This window comes from Jiella flava, from assembly GCF_017349315.1.
GTDB lineage: Bacteria > Pseudomonadota > Alphaproteobacteria > Rhizobiales > Rhizobiaceae > Jiella > Jiella flava.
The window spans coordinates 41,972-57,752 of the sequence record NZ_JAFMPP010000016.1; the positions used below are offsets into that span (position 1 = coordinate 41,972).

17 protein-coding genes are annotated in these 15,781 nt (G+C 65.6%); 9 read left to right on the plus strand and 8 right to left on the minus strand.

The annotated features are described in order from the left end of the window. Window positions 1-7: 7 nt before the first annotated feature. Window positions 8-370, plus strand: a complete 363-nt coding sequence (locus J1C48_RS16200; RefSeq protein WP_207259042.1) for a hypothetical protein — start codon at window positions 8-10, stop codon at window positions 368-370. A gap of 287 nt (window positions 371-657) precedes the next feature. Here the strand turns inward: J1C48_RS16200 and J1C48_RS16205 are convergent, their stop codons facing one another. Further along, window positions 658-1,503 (minus strand): SDR family oxidoreductase, encoded by an 846-nt coding sequence (locus J1C48_RS16205; protein ID WP_207259043.1) that lies wholly within the window; start codon window positions 1,501-1,503, stop codon window positions 658-660. A 196-nt stretch (window positions 1,504-1,699) separates the two neighbouring features. Between J1C48_RS16205 and J1C48_RS16210 the strand changes: the two genes are divergently transcribed. Next, window positions 1,700-2,155 (plus strand): winged helix-turn-helix transcriptional regulator, encoded by a 456-nt coding sequence (locus J1C48_RS16210; protein WP_425523516.1) that lies wholly within the window; start codon window positions 1,700-1,702, stop codon window positions 2,153-2,155. Between the two features lie 139 nt (window positions 2,156-2,294). On the opposite strand, the gene J1C48_RS16215 is transcribed toward J1C48_RS16210, so the two are convergent. The 4 genes from J1C48_RS16215 to J1C48_RS16230 form a co-directional block, all read right to left on the minus strand. After that, window positions 2,295-2,489 (minus strand): hypothetical protein, encoded by a 195-nt coding sequence (locus J1C48_RS16215; RefSeq protein ID WP_231081849.1) that lies wholly within the window; start codon window positions 2,487-2,489, stop codon window positions 2,295-2,297. A 249-nt stretch (window positions 2,490-2,738) separates the two neighbouring features. After that, complete coding sequence (locus J1C48_RS16220) at window positions 2,739-3,608, minus strand: S49 family peptidase (RefSeq protein ID WP_207259044.1); 870 nt, start codon at window positions 3,606-3,608, stop codon at window positions 2,739-2,741. Between the two features lie 102 nt (window positions 3,609-3,710). Next, window positions 3,711-4,529 (minus strand): tRNA1(Val) (adenine(37)-N6)-methyltransferase, encoded by an 819-nt coding sequence (locus J1C48_RS16225; RefSeq protein WP_207259045.1) that lies wholly within the window; start codon window positions 4,527-4,529, stop codon window positions 3,711-3,713. Between the two features lie 8 nt (window positions 4,530-4,537). Beyond that, a complete protein-coding gene (locus J1C48_RS16230; protein ID WP_207259046.1) occupies window positions 4,538-4,765 on the minus strand; it encodes a putative signal transducing protein in 228 nt (75 codons plus the stop codon). 297 nt (window positions 4,766-5,062) lie between these two features. On the opposite strand from J1C48_RS16230, the gene J1C48_RS16235 reads away from it, so the two are divergent. The 5 genes from J1C48_RS16235 to J1C48_RS16255 all read left to right on the plus strand — a co-directional run bounded on the left by J1C48_RS16235 (window position 5,063) and on the right by J1C48_RS16255 (window position 10,897). Further along, window positions 5,063-6,079, plus strand: a complete 1,017-nt coding sequence (locus J1C48_RS16235; RefSeq protein ID WP_207259047.1) for a polyprenyl synthetase family protein — start codon at window positions 5,063-5,065, stop codon at window positions 6,077-6,079. Window positions 6,080-6,276: 197 nt separating this feature from the next. Then, entirely contained in the window at window positions 6,277-8,127 is a 1,851-nt protein-coding gene (locus tag J1C48_RS16240; protein WP_207259048.1) for a tetratricopeptide repeat protein, read from the plus strand. A 40-nt stretch (window positions 8,128-8,167) separates the two neighbouring features. Further along, a complete protein-coding gene (locus J1C48_RS16245) occupies window positions 8,168-9,082 on the plus strand; it encodes a 4-(cytidine 5'-diphospho)-2-C-methyl-D-erythritol kinase (protein WP_207259049.1) in 915 nt (304 codons plus the stop codon). Next, the gene (gene moaB / locus J1C48_RS16250) at window positions 9,079-9,627 is read left to right on the plus strand and encodes a molybdenum cofactor biosynthesis protein B (RefSeq protein ID WP_207259050.1); all 549 of its coding nucleotides are present in this window, start codon (window positions 9,079-9,081) and stop codon (window positions 9,625-9,627) included. The genes J1C48_RS16245 and moaB overlap by 4 nt, the downstream gene beginning before the upstream one ends. Window positions 9,628-10,177: 550 nt before the next feature. Next, a complete protein-coding gene (locus J1C48_RS16255; protein WP_207259051.1) occupies window positions 10,178-10,897 on the plus strand; it encodes a MotA/TolQ/ExbB proton channel family protein in 720 nt (239 codons plus the stop codon). Between the two features lie 195 nt (window positions 10,898-11,092). Here the strand turns inward: J1C48_RS16255 and J1C48_RS16260 are convergent, their stop codons facing one another. Together J1C48_RS16260 and J1C48_RS16265 are read right to left on the minus strand one after the other, a co-directional pair. Then, window positions 11,093-12,061 carry a hypothetical protein gene (locus J1C48_RS16260; protein WP_207259052.1) on the minus strand — a complete coding sequence of 323 codons (969 nt, stop codon included), beginning with the start codon at window positions 12,059-12,061 and terminating at the stop codon, window positions 11,093-11,095. An 83-nt stretch (window positions 12,062-12,144) separates the two neighbouring features. Next, complete coding sequence (locus J1C48_RS16265) at window positions 12,145-12,954, minus strand: hypothetical protein (protein WP_207259053.1); 810 nt, start codon at window positions 12,952-12,954, stop codon at window positions 12,145-12,147. 251 nt (window positions 12,955-13,205) lie between these two features. Between J1C48_RS16265 and rpsU the strand changes: the two genes are divergently transcribed. Both rpsU and J1C48_RS16275 read left to right on the plus strand, forming a co-directional pair. After that, window positions 13,206-13,430 carry a 30S ribosomal protein S21 gene (gene rpsU / locus J1C48_RS16270; protein WP_207259054.1) on the plus strand — a complete coding sequence of 75 codons (225 nt, stop codon included), beginning with the start codon at window positions 13,206-13,208 and terminating at the stop codon, window positions 13,428-13,430. A 559-nt stretch (window positions 13,431-13,989) separates the two neighbouring features. Further along, a complete protein-coding gene (locus tag J1C48_RS16275) occupies window positions 13,990-14,874 on the plus strand; it encodes a tetratricopeptide repeat protein (protein ID WP_207259055.1) in 885 nt (294 codons plus the stop codon). A 46-nt stretch (window positions 14,875-14,920) separates the two neighbouring features. Here J1C48_RS16275 and J1C48_RS16280 read toward each other — a convergent pair whose 3' ends face one another. Beyond that, window positions 14,921-15,586, minus strand: coding sequence for an HAD family hydrolase (locus tag J1C48_RS16280; RefSeq protein ID WP_207259056.1), 666 nt, complete (start codon window positions 15,584-15,586; stop codon window positions 14,921-14,923). Window positions 15,587-15,781 lie beyond the last annotated feature (195 nt).

Consider the following 15,781-nt stretch of genomic DNA (forward strand, 5'->3'; position numbering starts at 1 on the left):
ACGTCTGATGACTAAAATGGCCTCTCTCGAATACGACGCCATCGTTGAAATCCTCAACGAAAATAGCGTGTTTCTGCGGTCTCCCCTGTCGCGTGAAGTCTACGCGGCGGCGGTGGCCGATCGCGACCTTACGGGTGTCGGAATTTCCGTAGAGTTTCATGATCGCGACATTTTCACACTCAGCGGCGAAGCCATCACCACGGGTCTCGGCGGGATCGGCGCGATCCTCAACGGCCGTATCTCGGTGGGCTTTCTGCTCAAGGTCGAGAAGGGCAAGCTCGTCTGGCTCGAAGGCTTCACCTACGGCGGCGACCGTTGGCCCGAAGATTTGGTTGACTACAGGCTCACGCGGGAGGCGATTTCCACATAAGTCAGCCAGATCTTTGAGGACGCCCGCCGAAGGAGTGTTCTTCGCCGCGCCCGACTATCGCGGCCCCTCCGGCCGCCTCCCCAACCGGGCCGCCCGCAGGCCCGATTTGCCACCAGCAAAGCCGGGCATGCTGGCGCTGACGAAGGCCGAGATCGAGGCGATCGAGACGAAGCGCAGGGCGCGCTCGGCGAATCGGATCGCCGACTATCTGGCGCGATACGCGGCTCGATGGCGCCGAACCGGCGCCACTGCGGGCGCCGGCTGGTTCGTCCGAGCCTCTCTCGCCCTTACGGCATCATCGCCTTGACCGTCTCGGCCATCGGCGTCGTCGGGCGGCCGATGAGTTGGGAGAGGTGGCGTTCGTCGCCGAAGAGGCCGCCTTTGGCGGCGCCGGCATCGCTGTCGGCGAGAAGATCGCAGAGAACTTGCGGCAGACCGGCCGATGCCAGCGCCTCGGCGTAGCCTGCCTGGGTGAGGTCGTGATAGGGGATCTCGCCTCCAGCGAGGCGTGAGACCTCGCCGGCCATCTCGGCGCGGGTATAGGCGGTGTCGCCGGCCAGCTCGTAGATCCGGTTCTCATGGCCCTCGCCCGTCAAAACCTTCGCGGCGGCTTCGGCGTAGTCGCGGCGGGTCGCCGAGGCGATCCGGCCGGTCCCGGCGCAGCCGATGAAGGCGCCGGCCTGGATCGCAACCGGAATGCCCGCGGCATAATTTTCGGTGTACCAGCCATTGCGCAGGAGCGTGTAGGCGAGGCCGGATTCGATCAGGCTGAGTTCGCTCGCCCGGTGCTCCTGCCCGAGCATCAACGGCGTCGTGTCGGCATGCAGGATGCTGGTATAAGCGACGCGCGCGACGCCGGCCGCCTCCGCTGCCGCGATGACGTTGCGATGCTGCGCCACGCGCTTGCCGATCTCGCTCGACGAGATCAACAGCACCGTCGCAACGCCTTCAAAGGCCGCTTCAAGACTTGCGAGATCCTCGTAATCGGCCTTGCGGATCGAAATGCCGAGATCTACGGCCTTTTCCGGCGAGCGGGCGATGCCGACGACGTCGTCTGCCCGGCCCATATCTCTGAGTGCGGCGACGACGTGTTGGCCGAGCTGGCCGGTCACGCCGGTGATGGCAATCGTCATGGTTCGTCTCCCTGAGTGTCGATGCGATCGGGAGATAGGCGGCTTGCTTATTTTTCATAAGTACATACATTTTTGTAAGTATCAAAAAATCCGCCGCATGTCGTCGGGCAGCGCCGCCGTGATGCCGGCAAGCCCGGGCAGATCGGGCGCTGGGGCATGAAGCGCGGCGCGTCCAGGCAAGGATTGGAACCGGCCCATGTCGAAATGCGAACAGTCCGCAAAGCCCCGCAGCCAGAGGCCGGACGGGGCGGCGAACGACCGCATGCTGCCGCTGGCCGAGCGGCTGCGACAGGGCGACCTTCTGGCCGCCGCCTGTCCGTCGCGGGATGTGTTGAAACATGTCACCAGCCGTTGGGGCGTACTCGTGCTGATGGTGCTTGGCACCGGCACCCACCGCTTCAGCGCACTGCGCCGCAAGATCGGCGGGGTGAGCGAGCGGATGCTGGCGCAGACGCTGCAGTGGCTGGAGGCCGACGGCATGGTGGCGCGTCTTGCCCATGACGTGGTGCCGCCGCATGTCGAATACAGCCTGACGCCACTCGGCGAGGCGGTGGCGGTTCACGTCACCGCGCTGGCGGAATGGATCGAGCGGGCGATGCCGGCGATCGAAGCGCACCGCCGCGCGAAGGCGACCGAGACATCCGCCGGCTGACGGCGACCCTTCGGCGCCCTGCGTCCTATCGGACGCAGACAGGACGCTGTAACTCGATGAATCTATGCATCGTGCGGACCCGCACATGTCAGACTGGCAATTGCTGGCGACTTGCAAGCGGGCGCTGCCCGTGCGCCCGTCAGTCCTTGCGCAGGCGATAGACCCCGTCCGAGCCGCGCACCAGCGTGCCTTGCGCGCCGTTGCGGATTTCCGCCTCAGATTGGCGGTTGCGCTCGGAGACCTTGTCGGCGTCCCGCGCCATCTGCTTGTAGCCGAGCCACGCCGCGGCTCCGACGAGACCCAGAAGAATGAGCTGGGGCATCGCTTCGATCATCTCCAGAAAGCACCTTCGGCCGTCATTATGCGCCGAGCGGGTCCATGCCGCAATTCACCTTCGCCGGCGCGGCGCAACGCTTGACGATGACAAACGCGCGACAGGGCCGCAGGTTGCGCCGGCCGCGCGGCGCGACAGCATCGGCGAGACAATCGGAATCGATTTTCGGCAAAGCACGATGCGTCGATTCAAAGGGTGAGAGCGACCTTTCTGCGTCCGATAGGACGCAGCAGGGCGCCCTAGCCCCGGCTAAAGGCCGTAGCGGCCCCAAAGCAAGCGCTCTTCGGCAAGCGAGACCACACCATCCGCCAGCCCTGCGCCGATCGCCGCCAGATCCGGCTCGAACCCAGCGCTGATCCCCTTCGGCTTGCGGCCGAACAAGCTGCGACCGGCGCTGACGAGCTCCAGCTTGACGCTCTCGCCATAGCGCGCCTTCAGCGTTCCGCGCAGATCGCCGAGAGCGTCGACGAGGCCGAGATCGAGGCCGCGCTTGCCGGACCAGAACAGGCCGGAAAAGAGCTGGTCGTCCGGCTGCAGGCGCGCGCCCCGGCGGTCTTTGACGAGATCGATAAAGGTCTCGTGCACCTCGAGCTGCAGCGCCTTCAGATGGGCGACGTCCTCGGGCTTTTCCGGCTGGAAGGGATCGAGCGTCGCCTTGTTCTGGCCGGCGGTGTGGACCCGGCGCTCGATCCCGAGCTTGGCGATCGCCTCGACGAAGCCGAAGGAGCCGGAAACGACGCCGATCGAGCCGACGATCGACGACGGATCGGCGATGATCTCGTCGCCAGCGCAGGCGATCATGTAGCCGCCCGAGGCCGCGACATCTTCGACGAAGACGAGGACGATCTTCTTCTTCTCCTCGGCGAGATCCCGGATCCGTTGAAAGATCAGCCGCGACTGCACCGGCGAGCCGCCAGGGGAATTGACCACGATGGCGACGGCGGGCGCCTTTTTGTAAGCGAAGGCCTTGTCGAGCACCGGCGCGGCGGCGGCGATCGACAGGTTCTGCCGCAGAACCGATCCGGACGCCATGATCGTGCCGGCGAGCTTGACGACCGGGATGGTGATTTCGTCCTTGCGGAAACGCTTGGGGACGAGCTTCTTGATCAGATGGGCCATGGTGCCTTTGTCGGTTCGATATCGGAGACGGGCGGCAAAATTTTCGCCGGATGTAGGCACTCGCGAGCGCTTCGCAAACGGTTCGCGATAAGGCGACGCGCCTCAAGGCCAGAGCCCGGCGATCGTCGCACGGCCGCCGGCAATCGCGCGCGAAAGATCGCTCGGCTGACCGTCGGCCGTCTGCAAAGCGAGGCCGGGCAGCAGTTTGAGCGGCGCCCGCGAGCCCTTGGCCGTTGCGATCACGATCCGCTCGGCTGGCGCACCGGCGCGGGTGTGGACCGGCAGCACGGCCGTGCCACCGAAGCGGGAACCGAGCCCCGCGAGGGCGGCACCCAGCAGATCCGTCCGCAGCACCGTCACCAGCCGGCCGCGCGCGGCGATCAGCGCCGCCGACACCGCGAACCAGCGATCGAGGGTCATGTCATCGGCGGCAAACAGCGCATTGTCGCGCACGGGATCGGGCGGGCGGCGATAGCTGATCGGGTGAAACGGCGGATTGGTCAGCACCAGATCGAACGCGCCGTCGCAAAGCCCCGCCGCCTCGCGCACCGCCCGCTTGGCACCGAGATCGGCCTCGATGACCGTCAGCCGGCTCGTGAGCGCGGCGTTGTCCGGCAACGCGAGCGAGGCCTGGCAAAGCGCCGCCATGATCGCCTGGCGCTCGACAAGGGTCACCGTCGCGCGCTCCGCCTTGAGGCTGGCGGCAAGGCCGACGACGCCCGATCCGGCACCAAGATCGGCGATCCGGCCCGTGCAATCGGCGGGCACGCAAGCGGCGAGAAGCAGCGCATCGAGGCCGGAGCGATAGCCCCAGCCGCGCGGCTGCAGGGCCGCGAAACGACCGTCATAGAACGCGTCCTTGCAAACCGCGCGACCCTCGATCAGGGTCGGCAACTCCAGTGGGTCGTTGCGCGCGTTCATCACCGCCGTCAGGACATTTCGGAGATCTCGTGGCCGAGATCGGCATCGCGCAGGATCCGGCGCGCTTGGATCAAATGATCGGGATCGACGAGAATCCGGCGCGGCAGGACGCCAATCGAGCCGTCGAGGATGCTCATGTGCGAATCGGCAACGAAGTGGGGAATTTCGGCATCGTTGAGAAGAGCGTCAACGAAGGATATGAGAACCGCGTCATTGGAGCGCACAAGTTCCTTCATGAAGCATCCTTCCTTAAGGCTCCGCAACGGGCCTCGGCACATTGGCCCCATATCTCGTGCGCCCGGCCGATCTTGTCGAGAGCAAAACGCCGCAAACCACGACGCGCGCAGTGAGGAAACCAGCGCGCGCACTTTCTATCGGCCTTTGCGACGCCATGTTCGCGAAGGGCCGGCACCGCGACGATCTCGCGGCGGCAAAACGGTCGGTTCCGTGACGCCGGCCTTGCCCGGCAGCGCCCGCAGGCCGTATGGCAGCAATGCAGATCCTCTGCAAAGGGTTTGAATCTACGGAGAAGCATGGTGAGCCTGGCCAGCCAAGCTGCAAGACGGCAGCCCCAAGAATCGATTGATCCCATCCTCTCGCTGAGCGCGCGCGACATGGCGCGGGTCAACGAGTTGATCCTGGCGATGGCCGGCTCGAATGTCGAACTCATTCCCGAAATTGCCAGGCATCTGATCTCGTCCGGCGGCAAGCGCCTGCGGCCGATGCTCACCATCGCCTCGGCCCTCGCTCATGGCTATGACGGCGACCATCACGTCAAGCTCGCGGCCAGCGTCGAATTCATGCACACGGCGACGCTGTTGCATGACGACGTGGTCGACGAGAGCGACATGCGCCGCGGCAAGCGCACGGCGCGGACCATCTGGGGCAACCAGGCAAGCGTTCTCGTCGGCGACTTCCTGCTCGGCCAGGCCTTCAAAATGATGGTCGAGGTCGGCTCGCTCGACGCGCTGGCGATCCTCTCGGCGGCGTCGGCGGTGATCGCCGAGGGCGAAGTCTGGCAGCTCGCCGCCGCCAAGACGATGACCACGACCGAGGCCGATTACATTGCCGTGATCGACGCCAAGACGGCGGCGCTGTTCTCCGCCGCGACGGAGGTTGGCCCGGTGATTGCCGGCAAGGGCGAGGCGGAGCGCCAGGCGATGCGCGGTTACGGCCGCTCGCTCGGTCTCGCCTTCCAACTCGTCGACGACGTTCTCGATTATGGCGGCTCGGCCGCGGCCCTCGGCAAGAACACCGGCGACGATTTCCGGGAGGGCAAGATCACCCTGCCGGTGATCGTCAGCTACGAGCGCGGCGACGCCGAGGAAAAGGCGTTCTGGCAGCGGGCCATGGAGGACGGCGAGAATGACGATGCCGCTCTCGCCCACGCGAAAGAGTTGATGCAGCGCCACGACGCCCTGGAAGAAACCATAGCCCGGGCCCGCAGTTTCGGCGAAGACGCCTATCGTGCTGCTGCCAGCCTGCCGATCTCGCCGGCCCGGGAGGCGATGCTCGGCGTCGTCGATTTCTGCATCGAACGCTTGAACTGAACGCCCCACCACACGACGTTTGAGGACCGGCGCGGCGCTGTCGCATTGCCGACAAGGTCTCGGTGCAACACGCCGATGAGACTTGCAAATTGGGCGGGTTTGGCTTCACCTCCCGCCAGCCGAACGGCTCCGGGCCGACCTGCGGCTGACACCCGGAACGACAATCGCACCGGCGATGCCGGAGGAAAGGATCGATCGTGACGCTTTCGCGCCTCTTCAGAACCCTGTCGGCTTCCGCCCTGGCGGCGCTCGTCTCGGTCGGCGCCGCCAGGGCGGCCGGCGATACGACGCCCCCGCAAAAGCCAGCCGTGCCGGCGGCAGGAACGCTGTCCGGCGCCTATCTTGCCGCCAAGACTGCCCAGGCCGGAGGCGATCTGGCGACGGCAACCGACTTCTACACCCAGGCCCTGTCGATCGATCCGACCTCGGAGCCGCTGCAGCAGGATGCGATGTTCGCCTATTTGGCGGATGGCCGCTTCAAGGATGGCGTCGATCTCGCCGCCAAGCTGCGCGACGACAGCAACGTCTCCAAGGTCGCGCGAATCACCCTCGGGGTCGACGCCCTGCGCAAGGGCGATTTCAACGCCGCCATTGCCGAATTCGACATCGTCAATCCAAGCGATCTCGACGCCCTGCTGCTCGCCCATCTGACCGCCTGGGCGGAGCTTGGCGCCGGCCGCGTCGACGACGCTCTGTCGCGCATCGATCAGACCAAGGGCGCGCCCTGGTACGCCATTTTCAACGACTACCAGAAGGGCCTCATCGCCGACGTCGCCGGTCGGCCGACGGCGGCGCGCGCGGCCCTGCAGAAGGTTCTCGATGATCAGGCGCTCGCCCGAACGTCGCCCGACGCCTATCTCGGCGCCGCCGAGGCGCTCGCCCGGCTGGAAGCGCGTGCCGGCGACAAGCAGGCGGCCCTGAAGGCTGCCGGCGCGGGCCTAGCCGTTGCGCCGAACTACACGCCAATGCAGGCGCTGCGCGATCGCATCAATCGCGGCGAGACCATCGAACCCGCCGTCGCCTCGGCCCAGGAGGGCGCCGCCGAGACGCTCTACGTCCTCGGCCAGGCGATCAATCGCGGCGACGGGCAGCAGGTGGCACTGCTCTATTTCCAGCTCGCCAAGGCCCTCGCCCCGCGCAATCCGGCGTTACTCACCGCTCTCGCCGGCATCGCCGAACAGGCGCAACAGCTTGAAGACGCCATCGCCTACTACCGCGAGATCCCCGAAAATTCGGCCTTCCGACGCACCGCCGATCTGCAGATCGGTCTCGACCTTTGGTATGCGGACAAGAAGGACGAAGCGAAGACCCATCTGGAGCGGGCCGCCAAGGACTATCCCGACGACGTGCGCGCCCACACCGCGCTTGCCGACATCTATTCGGCCGACAAACAGTTCGATCAGGCGGCCGAGCAGCTCGACACGGCGATCAAGCTTTCCAAGGCCGACGATGCCGACACCTGGAACCTCTATTACCAGCGCGGCATCGCTTATGAGCGCCAGAAGATGTGGGACAAGGCCGAGCCGGACTTCAAAAAGGCGCTGAAGCTCTCCCCCGACCAGCCGCAGGTTCTGAATTATCTCGGCTACTCTTGGGTCGACATGAACCGGAACCTCAAAGAGGGACTGGACATGATCAAGCGGGCCGTCGATCTGCGGCCCAATGACGGCTACATCATCGACAGTCTGGGTTGGGCCTATTATCGCCTCGGCCGCTATGACGACGCCGTCAAGCAGCTTGAGCGCGCGGTGCTGATCACGCCGATGGATCCGACGATCAACGACCATCTCGGCGACGCCTATTGGCATGTCGGCCGCAAGCGCGAGGCGAAGTTCCAGTGGGAGCGTGCGCTCGTCGGGCAACCGGCCCCCGACGCCGATGCCCGCAAGGAGATCGAGGCGAAGCTGCAGAACGGCCTGCACGATCATGGCGACGACGAGACCAACCAGGCCAAGGCCGAGGAAGGCGCGGCCGCGACGCCGAACAAGGATGCCGAGGCCAAGGGCACCAGCATCCTGCCGGCGAGCAAAGGCAAGACCAGCGACTGACGGCCCCGCATACGGGCCTGAACACGGAGCAGCCGGTCGGATGGAAGCCTTGATCGTCCCGGCCGAACCACGCTTCGCGCCCGCCAAGGTCAATCTCGCGCTGCATGTCGTCGGTCGTCGCCCGGACGGCTACCACAGGCTCGAAAGCCTGGTGGTGTTCGACAGCGACGCGGGCGACACGATCACTGCGCGCGCGCTTGCCGACGACGAAAGCGATCGGCTGACGATTGACGGCCGGTTTGCCCGTCGCGTGCCAATGGGGGGCGAGAACATCGTTCTCAAGGCCGCCGCCCTCGCCCGAACCGAGCTGAAGCGTTTCGGCCTCGACCTGCCGCCACTCGATATTGGCTTGTCGAAACATCTGCCGGTCGCTGCCGGCATTGGCGGTGGCTCGGCCGATGCTGCGGCGCTCCTGGCCCTGGTGAGCAGCGTGGCCCCGCCCGAGGCCCGCCGGGCGATGGCAGAGGCGTGCGTTCACCTCGGCGCCGACGTGCCGATGTGTTTGGTCGGCCGCCCGGCTCTGGTCACCGGGATCGGCGAAGAGGTCACCCCGATCGCCACCATGCCGAGACTTTCGATGCTGCTGGTCAATCCCGGCCGTGCTGTCGAAACGCCGGCAGTCTTCCGCATGCTGGCGCGACCGGACAATCCACCGATGACCGCCGCGCCCGCCGCAGGCTTTGACGATGTCGACGCATTGGTTGCCTTTCTTGCCGAAAGCCGCAACGATCTGGCACTGGCGGCCGGATCGATCGCCCCGGAAATCGAGGCCGTGCGTTCTAGGCTGATTGCCGCCGGTGCCATCTTCGCCCGCATGTCCGGCTCCGGGGCGACCGTCTTTGGGCTGTTCGACGATCACAAAAGCCTTGCCGAGGCTGCACGGATGATCGCGGCCGAAGAACCCGGCTGGTGGCTGTCCCACCCCGGCCAGGCAACACAGAGGAACCGGCCATGACCACCGAGACCCGCAACTTCGTGCCGCTCTCGATCGCCATCCTCACCGTTTCGGACAGCCGCAGCCTGAACGACGACCGCTCCGGCCAGACCCTTGTCGACCGGTTGACCGAAGCCGGCCATCGCCTGGCCGATCGCAGGATCGTCACCGATGATGTCGCGGCCATCCGCGCGGTGGTGACAGGCTGGGCCAAGGATCCGGCGATCGACGTGGTGATCTCCACCGGCGGCACCGGCTTGACCGGCCGCGACGTCACGCCGGAGGCGCTGGAGCCGCTGTTCGAAAAGCGGATGGACGGCTTTTCGGCGATCTTCCACCGTGTCTCTTACGAAAAGATCGGCGTGTCGACCATCCAGTCGCGGGCGACCGGCGGCGTTATCGATGCGACATTCGTCTTCGTCCTGCCGGGCTCGCCGGGCGCCTGCCGCGACGGCTGGGATCACATTCTCAAGGACCAGCTCGACTACCGCCATCGCCCCTGCAATTTCGTCGAGATCATGCCGCGGCTCGACGAGCATCTGCGGCGGGGCGGCCGCAGCGTCTGAAACCGCCGCAAGACAGCCGGGGCGCGAATGCGCCCTTGCGTTCGATGGACCCCGCTCACCCGCGCGATCGGCAGCATCGTGTCGGCTTGAAAGTGGCCACTCTCAGCTCACTCCCTGGGACGCCGCGCGCGTCCCGCAGCCCCGTCGTCCCTTCCCGCGGCACATAAGCGGCGGCCAGCATAATGGAGCCGATAGGGTCCGTGCCATTCACGCATCGGCCCGAGACAGGGTGTTTGCGCTTGCCGCAACGAATTTCCTCCGCAGCGTCGAAACCATTTTGGCCGTTTGGACGAAACTGACGCGACACCGGGTTCGCCTCTCGAAACCAAAGAATCGGCAAAAATTGAAATATCAATTTATTTTTGACTGTTGACACGACGCATAAAACTATCAAAAGTTGCAATTGAATTTATAACGAAGATTGATTATCGACAAATGTTAAATTCAATCCGTACTTGCATTCTTCCTTGCCATCATGGATCGCCGCTTTCCTCGACATGCATTGGACGCCTCACACGCGTCTTCGACAGCTGACAAATTGGCGGACGACATGTCGCAATTTATTCACGCCCAAATCCAGACGGGCGCGGGAGCGGTCTTCGCGGCCCTGTTGCTGCTGGCCCTCGCCGGCTTGGTCATTTCCCTGCTCAAGCGAAGGCAATTTCGGAAAAACGGCGTTGGCCAAGAGGACCGCGCCGAGGAAGCCCGGCCCGACGCAAAGAGCAGGCCCGCGCCGTTCAAGCAACGCGTGGTGCTCGCCGCGCAGGCCGGCCTTGCCAGCGGTGGCGCCGGTCCGCTCGGACGGCAGCGTGCGCGGTTGCTGGCCGAGGAAACCGCGATCGAGGGGCTGACGCGGTTCTCGCGACACCTGCCGATCCTCGACGCCATCGTCTATTCAGCGCCGGTCCTCGGTATTCTCGGCACAATCTACGCCCTCATCAAGACGATCGAGACGACTCCGGAGACGCTTGGCGGTGTGACCGACCCGACGCAACTGACCACCGGCATCCTCACGGCTTTTGCCACAACGATTGCCGGCGTCGCCGTCGCTGTACCGTTCTTCTTCGTCTCCGCCCGGCTCGAAGCGGCGTTGGAGCGCGAGGCCAAAACCCTCGAAGAACTCATCGCGGCGACGGTCCCGGACGGGGTGTCCGGCGATCGCGGCCAGGGGCATGAGGCCGACGGCGCACCGGCGATCGAAACTGGGACGGCTGTGTTGCGCCGCCAACACAAACCGCCGCTTCGCCAAGTCCGCCGACAGCAATCCTGACGCCAGGGATGGCCGACATCGATCGCCGCGCCGACCGGATCGGCGGGGCGATGTGAGGGGGCCGATGCTCAAAAGCACGATACGTCAACTCAATCAGAGCACGCGTCCAGAGTGTGCGCCCTTTGTGCGTCCCGTCGGAGGCTTGGCGCGCAAATGCCCCCGCCCCCCTGCTCAGGGCCTGCGGGAGGAATGCCCTTACGCGCGTGCCGCCGTTTCCCCGCGCGGTCGGCCGGGACGCCCGAAAAGGCCACCGAGGCCGCCGACGACAAAGCCGAGCAACATCGCGGCGAAGGCAGTCAGTGACGCCTTCGCCATCGCTCCGGCGGCCGCATGGCGGGCGCTTTTCTGATCGGCTTGTGTCTGGTCGTAACGCGCCTTCAAAGCGCCATAGCGGCGCTCGGCCTCACTGCGCCCGACGCCCGCGGTCCGGCTGATCGCCTCGACCGCTGGACCTTGCGCCGTCGTATCGCCTCCCGCCGCGAGGGCTGCCGCCACCTCGCGGATCGCCGCCTGACGCTCGGCCGACGTCGCCGGCTGGGGAGCTGCCGCAGGTGCAACCGGCGCGTCCTCCCCCTCGGCCGCCGCCGGCGCTGGAACCGGCTGAGGCGCGGCAGGTGGCGCCAGCAGCCGACCGGCATCACGCTCGACCAGCGTCGACAAGGCGTCGGTCCCAGACGCCAAAGCGTTGGCGGTTCTGGTCAGATCGTCGATCGACTGGCCGAGAACACCAAAGGCGCCACCGACGACGCTCGCCGTGCCACTGGTCAAAAGATAGAGCGCCAACAGCCCGGTGACCGCCCAGGTGACGAGGCCATGCAACATGCCGTCGATGCGGGAGGGAACGCCGGCAAAGCGCGCCGCCGCAAACGCTCCGATAAAGACGCCGAGCAGCACGACAGCGAAGGCCCAAAGTCCCGGCACGGACGTCATTCCCGCCAAACTGCCGTCGGCGCCGGCAAGGCCGATGCCGAGCCCCAACAGACCGAGCATGAACTGGATCATCAGAGCAAGAATCGCCCCGGCCAGGATGGCGCCCCAGGAAATGCGCCGCATCATGCCGATGGTCGCCGCGCCGCGCTCGCGCCCGAAGTCGCTCATGCGGCCGTCCCGGTAGCTCTTGTCGCGACCGACACCCGAAAGATCAGCGATCGTCGCCTCCCTCATCAAACCTGAACATTGCAGCGCTTGGCTTTCGCCCAGTCGCCCCGATGAAACCCTGTGGCCTCAGGCCACGCGCGCGGCCGCCCTCACCAGCCGAGAGCGACCCCCCGCGATTCGCGCGTCTTGCCGAGCATACCGCCGATGAGCGCGGCCGCCATCACCAGCACCAAGGCCAAGAAGGTCGAAAAGCAGTCGCCCGCGACGGTCTCGATCGCCGCCGCTCTGCTGCGCCGATCCCGGCGCAAAGCGCGATCGTTGGCCCTTTGCAAATCCTCAAGCCGCCGCTCGGCCACCGCCGCATCGATTCCTTCGATCCGGGCCAGCGTCGCGGCGGCGGTCGTCGCGGCGGCGACGCTCGCCGTCTCGTCGATCCCGGCTGTCAGCGCGCCAAACGCCACCTGCCGCTCGCGGCCCTCGCCAAGGCCAGCGCGATCGAGAAGAGTGTCGACGATGCGATGTCCCACCGCTTGCGCCGGACGCTGCGGCGCGGGGGCCGCAGACAGAGCCACCAGCGCCGGGCTGGCCATGCCGAGACCGTAGGCGACCACGGCGGGTGGACGCTGGCTGAACAACAGTACGACCAGGAGGAGCGCGGCGGCGAAGGTCAACAGACCATGCAGACCGGCGCTGCCGATGCCCGTCGCCCCGGCAAAGCGGGCCGCGGCAAATCCACCGATCCCCAGCCCGAACACCGCGCCGACCAGCGAGGCCAATCCGGCAGGGGTCAGCACCGCAGCGAGACCGATTGTCTCCGCCAGGGCGAGATCGCCGCGAACGATGCCGAAACCAAAAAGCGACAGGGTGAACTCGATCACCAAGGCGAGCAGCACGCCAGCGGCGATCGCGTCCCAGGCGATCGGCCGCTCGTTGAGCGGCGCGGCTGCGGGTTGCCACAAAGTGCGGTCCCTGGCGTTCAACGTCACAACACTTTCGTCCGCATCCGATAAAATCAAAACCGTGCTAGCGAACCCGAGGCGAAAACGCCAGCGCCAGCTCAACAGCCGGGTCCGCATCACCGTCGCCGACGACTCACTCGACAATGACCCGGCAATCTGATAACGGGGCGCATCTTGCGGGGAGGACGTCTTCGCGAGTTCTCATCAGCCATAGAATCCCCGCTCACAAAGCGCTACGAACGGAACACCCAGTGCAGGTACTCGTCCGCGACAACAATGTGGATCAGGCGCTCCGCGCTTTGAAGAAGAAGATGCAGCGCGAAGGCATCTTCCGCGAAATGAAAATGCGCAATTTCTACGAAAAGCCCTCGGAGAAGCGCGTTCGGGAGAAGGCCGAGGCCCTTCGCCGCGCCCGCAAACTGGCCCGCAAGCGCGCCCAGCGCGAAGGCCTGGCCAGCGGCGGCCGCGCGCACTAACGCACGAGCCCGAAAATCGGGGCCGATTGTCGGCAAAGCCCGATGCGTCGCTTCCATCAGTGAGAGCGACCTTTCTGCGTCCGATGGGACGCAGGGCGCTCCAGGCGTCATCCCGAATCGAACGTTGGTCGTGATCCTTCGGTCCGGTGTTTGTGTTGGCCGCGCGTTTGCGCCTGAGGATCTCCGCAAGGCCGGCCTTGTGGCAGTTTGTGTCACGAACCTCGCGAAGACCGCGCGGCGCGGCCACGCCATGCCGGCCCTTTCATATCGCGAAAGCATATGCGGCCGTACCGTGAAGGTGCCCGGACGCCGACGACTAGCCGCAATCGTGCGCGCGAAGCGCCAGCCCGGACTGAACGCCGCCGAGCTTCGCTGCAAAGCCGCGCCCGTCAGCACCGGATTTGATTGCGGCGTTCGATACTCGCGCTGCATCTATTGCAGAAAAGTCCCAATCGTCTCGACACTTAGAGCCAACGCGCCGTGGACGCATTCCAAATGTTCGTCGCTTGTGCGAGATAAACCAAGTCGTCACAACAAAACCGGTTGAAACTTCACCGATATGCGGAATTCTGATCGCCTCTCGACTGTCGCCGTCTCGTCGCAAACCGCCTTTGGCGGCGCCGTCAGAGGCCGTTCCGGCGCCATCCTTGCTACTGTTTTCGGCATGAGCCTCATCGCCGGCTGCCAGAGCGGACCGGACGTCGCCGCGATCCAGGCGATCTCGCTCGACGCAAATTCCGGGTCCGAGCAGAATCTCGGCTCATTGACCCAGACGGTGAACGCCCATCCCAATGATCCAGAGGCCTACAACGTGCGCGGCACCGCTTACGGCCGCGCCGGGCAATATGAAAACGCGATCGCCGACTTCAGCCAGGCGATCCAGATCGATCCGCAGTTCTATCAGGCCTATGCCAACCGGGCGCTGATCTATCGGCAGATCAGCCAACCGGCTCAGGCCGTCGCCGACTATCAGAAGGCGATCAGCATCAATCCGAATTACGAGCCGGCCTATGTCGGCCTCGGCAATGTCTACCGCCTGGCCGGCCGCAGCCGCCAGGCGCTGGCGCAATACAACAAGGCGATCCAGCTGACCAATTCGGATCCACGCGCCTATCACAATCGCGGCCTGCTCTATCAGCGCGACGGTCAGCAGCAACTGGCGATCGACGACTTCAGCCGCGCGATCTCGCTGCAGCCAAATGCTGCCGAGCCCTATTCGGCACGGGGCGTTTCCTATCTAGCGCTGAACGACGAAGACGACGCCTTCGAGGACTTCAACACCGCCCTGCGGCTGGACGGCACCAAGGCCGAATACTGGACCAATCAGGCGCTGGTCTACGAAAAGCGCGGCGACCGAAGCCGAGCCTATCGCTCCTATGCTCGCGCCGTGCAGCTCGATCCGAACTATCAGCCCGCTAAGGACGGCATCGCCCGCACCCATTGAGGCCGACGCTGGCGCCGCTTCGGCGGCGCCGACATCGTCCATCGTCTTATCCCTCGGCTGAGAACAGGCGCGCAGCAACCTCGTCCCAGCGCCGGGCAACGAAATCCGCTCCGGCACTGTAGAGGCTATCTTCAGCCGATGCCGGCGAGAGATGACTGCCGCCGACGAAGCCGAACGCGGTCATGCCGGCGGCCTTGGCGCCTATCACCCCATAGCGCGAATCCTCGATGACAAGACAACGCTCCGGCGCCGCCCCCATCATCGTGGCGGCATGGAGCACGAGGTCGGGCGCCGGCTTGCCGTTCTTGACGTCGTGGGACGAAAAGATCGCATCGTCGGCAAAATGGTCATCGAGCCCCGTGACCTGCAGGCTGTGGCGAATGCGTTCGTGATGAGACGATGAGGCGACACAGCGGGCGATCTTCGTGCCTGACAGAAACTCGCGAATGCCCGCCGTGCCCTCCAGTGACTCGGTGAAAAGATCCCGCGTCACCGGCCAGAATTCGCCGAGCCGCTCCTGCGGCAGGGCCCGGCCGGTCTCACGCTCGATCAGAGCGAGAATGTCCGCCTGCTTCATGCCGACGGCCTTGTCGACCATCGCATCGGTCACCTCGATGTCGCTGCGGGCATAGACCGCCTGCAGCGCGGCGCGCGCGAGCAGTTCTGAATCGACCAGAACCCCGTCGCAATCGAAGATCAAAAGATCGAACATGTCTCCCCCAGCCCGTCCAGGCGCATCGCCACGCGCCATGCGAACGCGCTTATCTCATCCGGGACCGCACCGCGCTTTGCGAACGCTCATCATGGTTGGCGTCCAAACGCAATGCCTTACGTCGAACAGCGATGCATCACCTCCCGGGCGAAACAATCGGAGCGCGAGCCCCCCCTGACCGGCGATGAAACGCAC

Bases quoted from the DNA above. Each gene is read 5' to 3' on its own strand.
- J1C48_RS16205 (WP_207259043.1), bottom strand. From the start codon at position 1,503: ATGACGATTGCCATCACCGGCGTGACCGGCCAGCTCGGCCAACACGTC.
- J1C48_RS16280 (WP_207259056.1), bottom strand. From the start codon at position 15,586: ATGTTCGATCTTTTGATCTTCGATTGCGACGGGGTTCTGGTCGATTCA.
- J1C48_RS16260 (WP_207259052.1), bottom strand. From the start codon at position 12,061: ATGAGGGAGGCGACGATCGCTGATCTTTCGGGTGTCGGTCGCGACAAG.
- J1C48_RS16210 (WP_425523516.1), top strand. From the start codon at position 1,700: ATGTCGAAATGCGAACAGTCCGCAAAGCCCCGCAGCCAGAGGCCGGAC.
- J1C48_RS16245 (WP_207259049.1), top strand. From the start codon at position 8,168: ATGGAAGCCTTGATCGTCCCGGCCGAACCACGCTTCGCGCCCGCCAAG.
- moaB (WP_207259050.1), top strand. From the start codon at position 9,079: ATGACCACCGAGACCCGCAACTTCGTGCCGCTCTCGATCGCCATCCTC.
- J1C48_RS16230 (WP_207259046.1), bottom strand. From the start codon at position 4,765: ATGAAGGAACTTGTGCGCTCCAATGACGCGGTTCTCATATCCTTCGTT.
- J1C48_RS16220 (WP_207259044.1), bottom strand. From the start codon at position 3,608: ATGGCCCATCTGATCAAGAAGCTCGTCCCCAAGCGTTTCCGCAAGGAC.
- J1C48_RS16255 (WP_207259051.1), top strand. From the start codon at position 10,178: ATGTCGCAATTTATTCACGCCCAAATCCAGACGGGCGCGGGAGCGGTC.
- J1C48_RS16225 (WP_207259045.1), bottom strand. From the start codon at position 4,529: ATGAACGCGCGCAACGACCCACTGGAGTTGCCGACCCTGATCGAGGGT.
- J1C48_RS16235 (WP_207259047.1), top strand. From the start codon at position 5,063: ATGGTGAGCCTGGCCAGCCAAGCTGCAAGACGGCAGCCCCAAGAATCG.
- J1C48_RS16200 (WP_207259042.1), top strand. From the start codon at position 8: ATGACTAAAATGGCCTCTCTCGAATACGACGCCATCGTTGAAATCCTC.
- J1C48_RS16275 (WP_207259055.1), top strand. From the start codon at position 13,990: ATGCGGAATTCTGATCGCCTCTCGACTGTCGCCGTCTCGTCGCAAACC.
- J1C48_RS16215 (WP_231081849.1), bottom strand. From the start codon at position 2,489: ATGATCGAAGCGATGCCCCAGCTCATTCTTCTGGGTCTCGTCGGAGCC.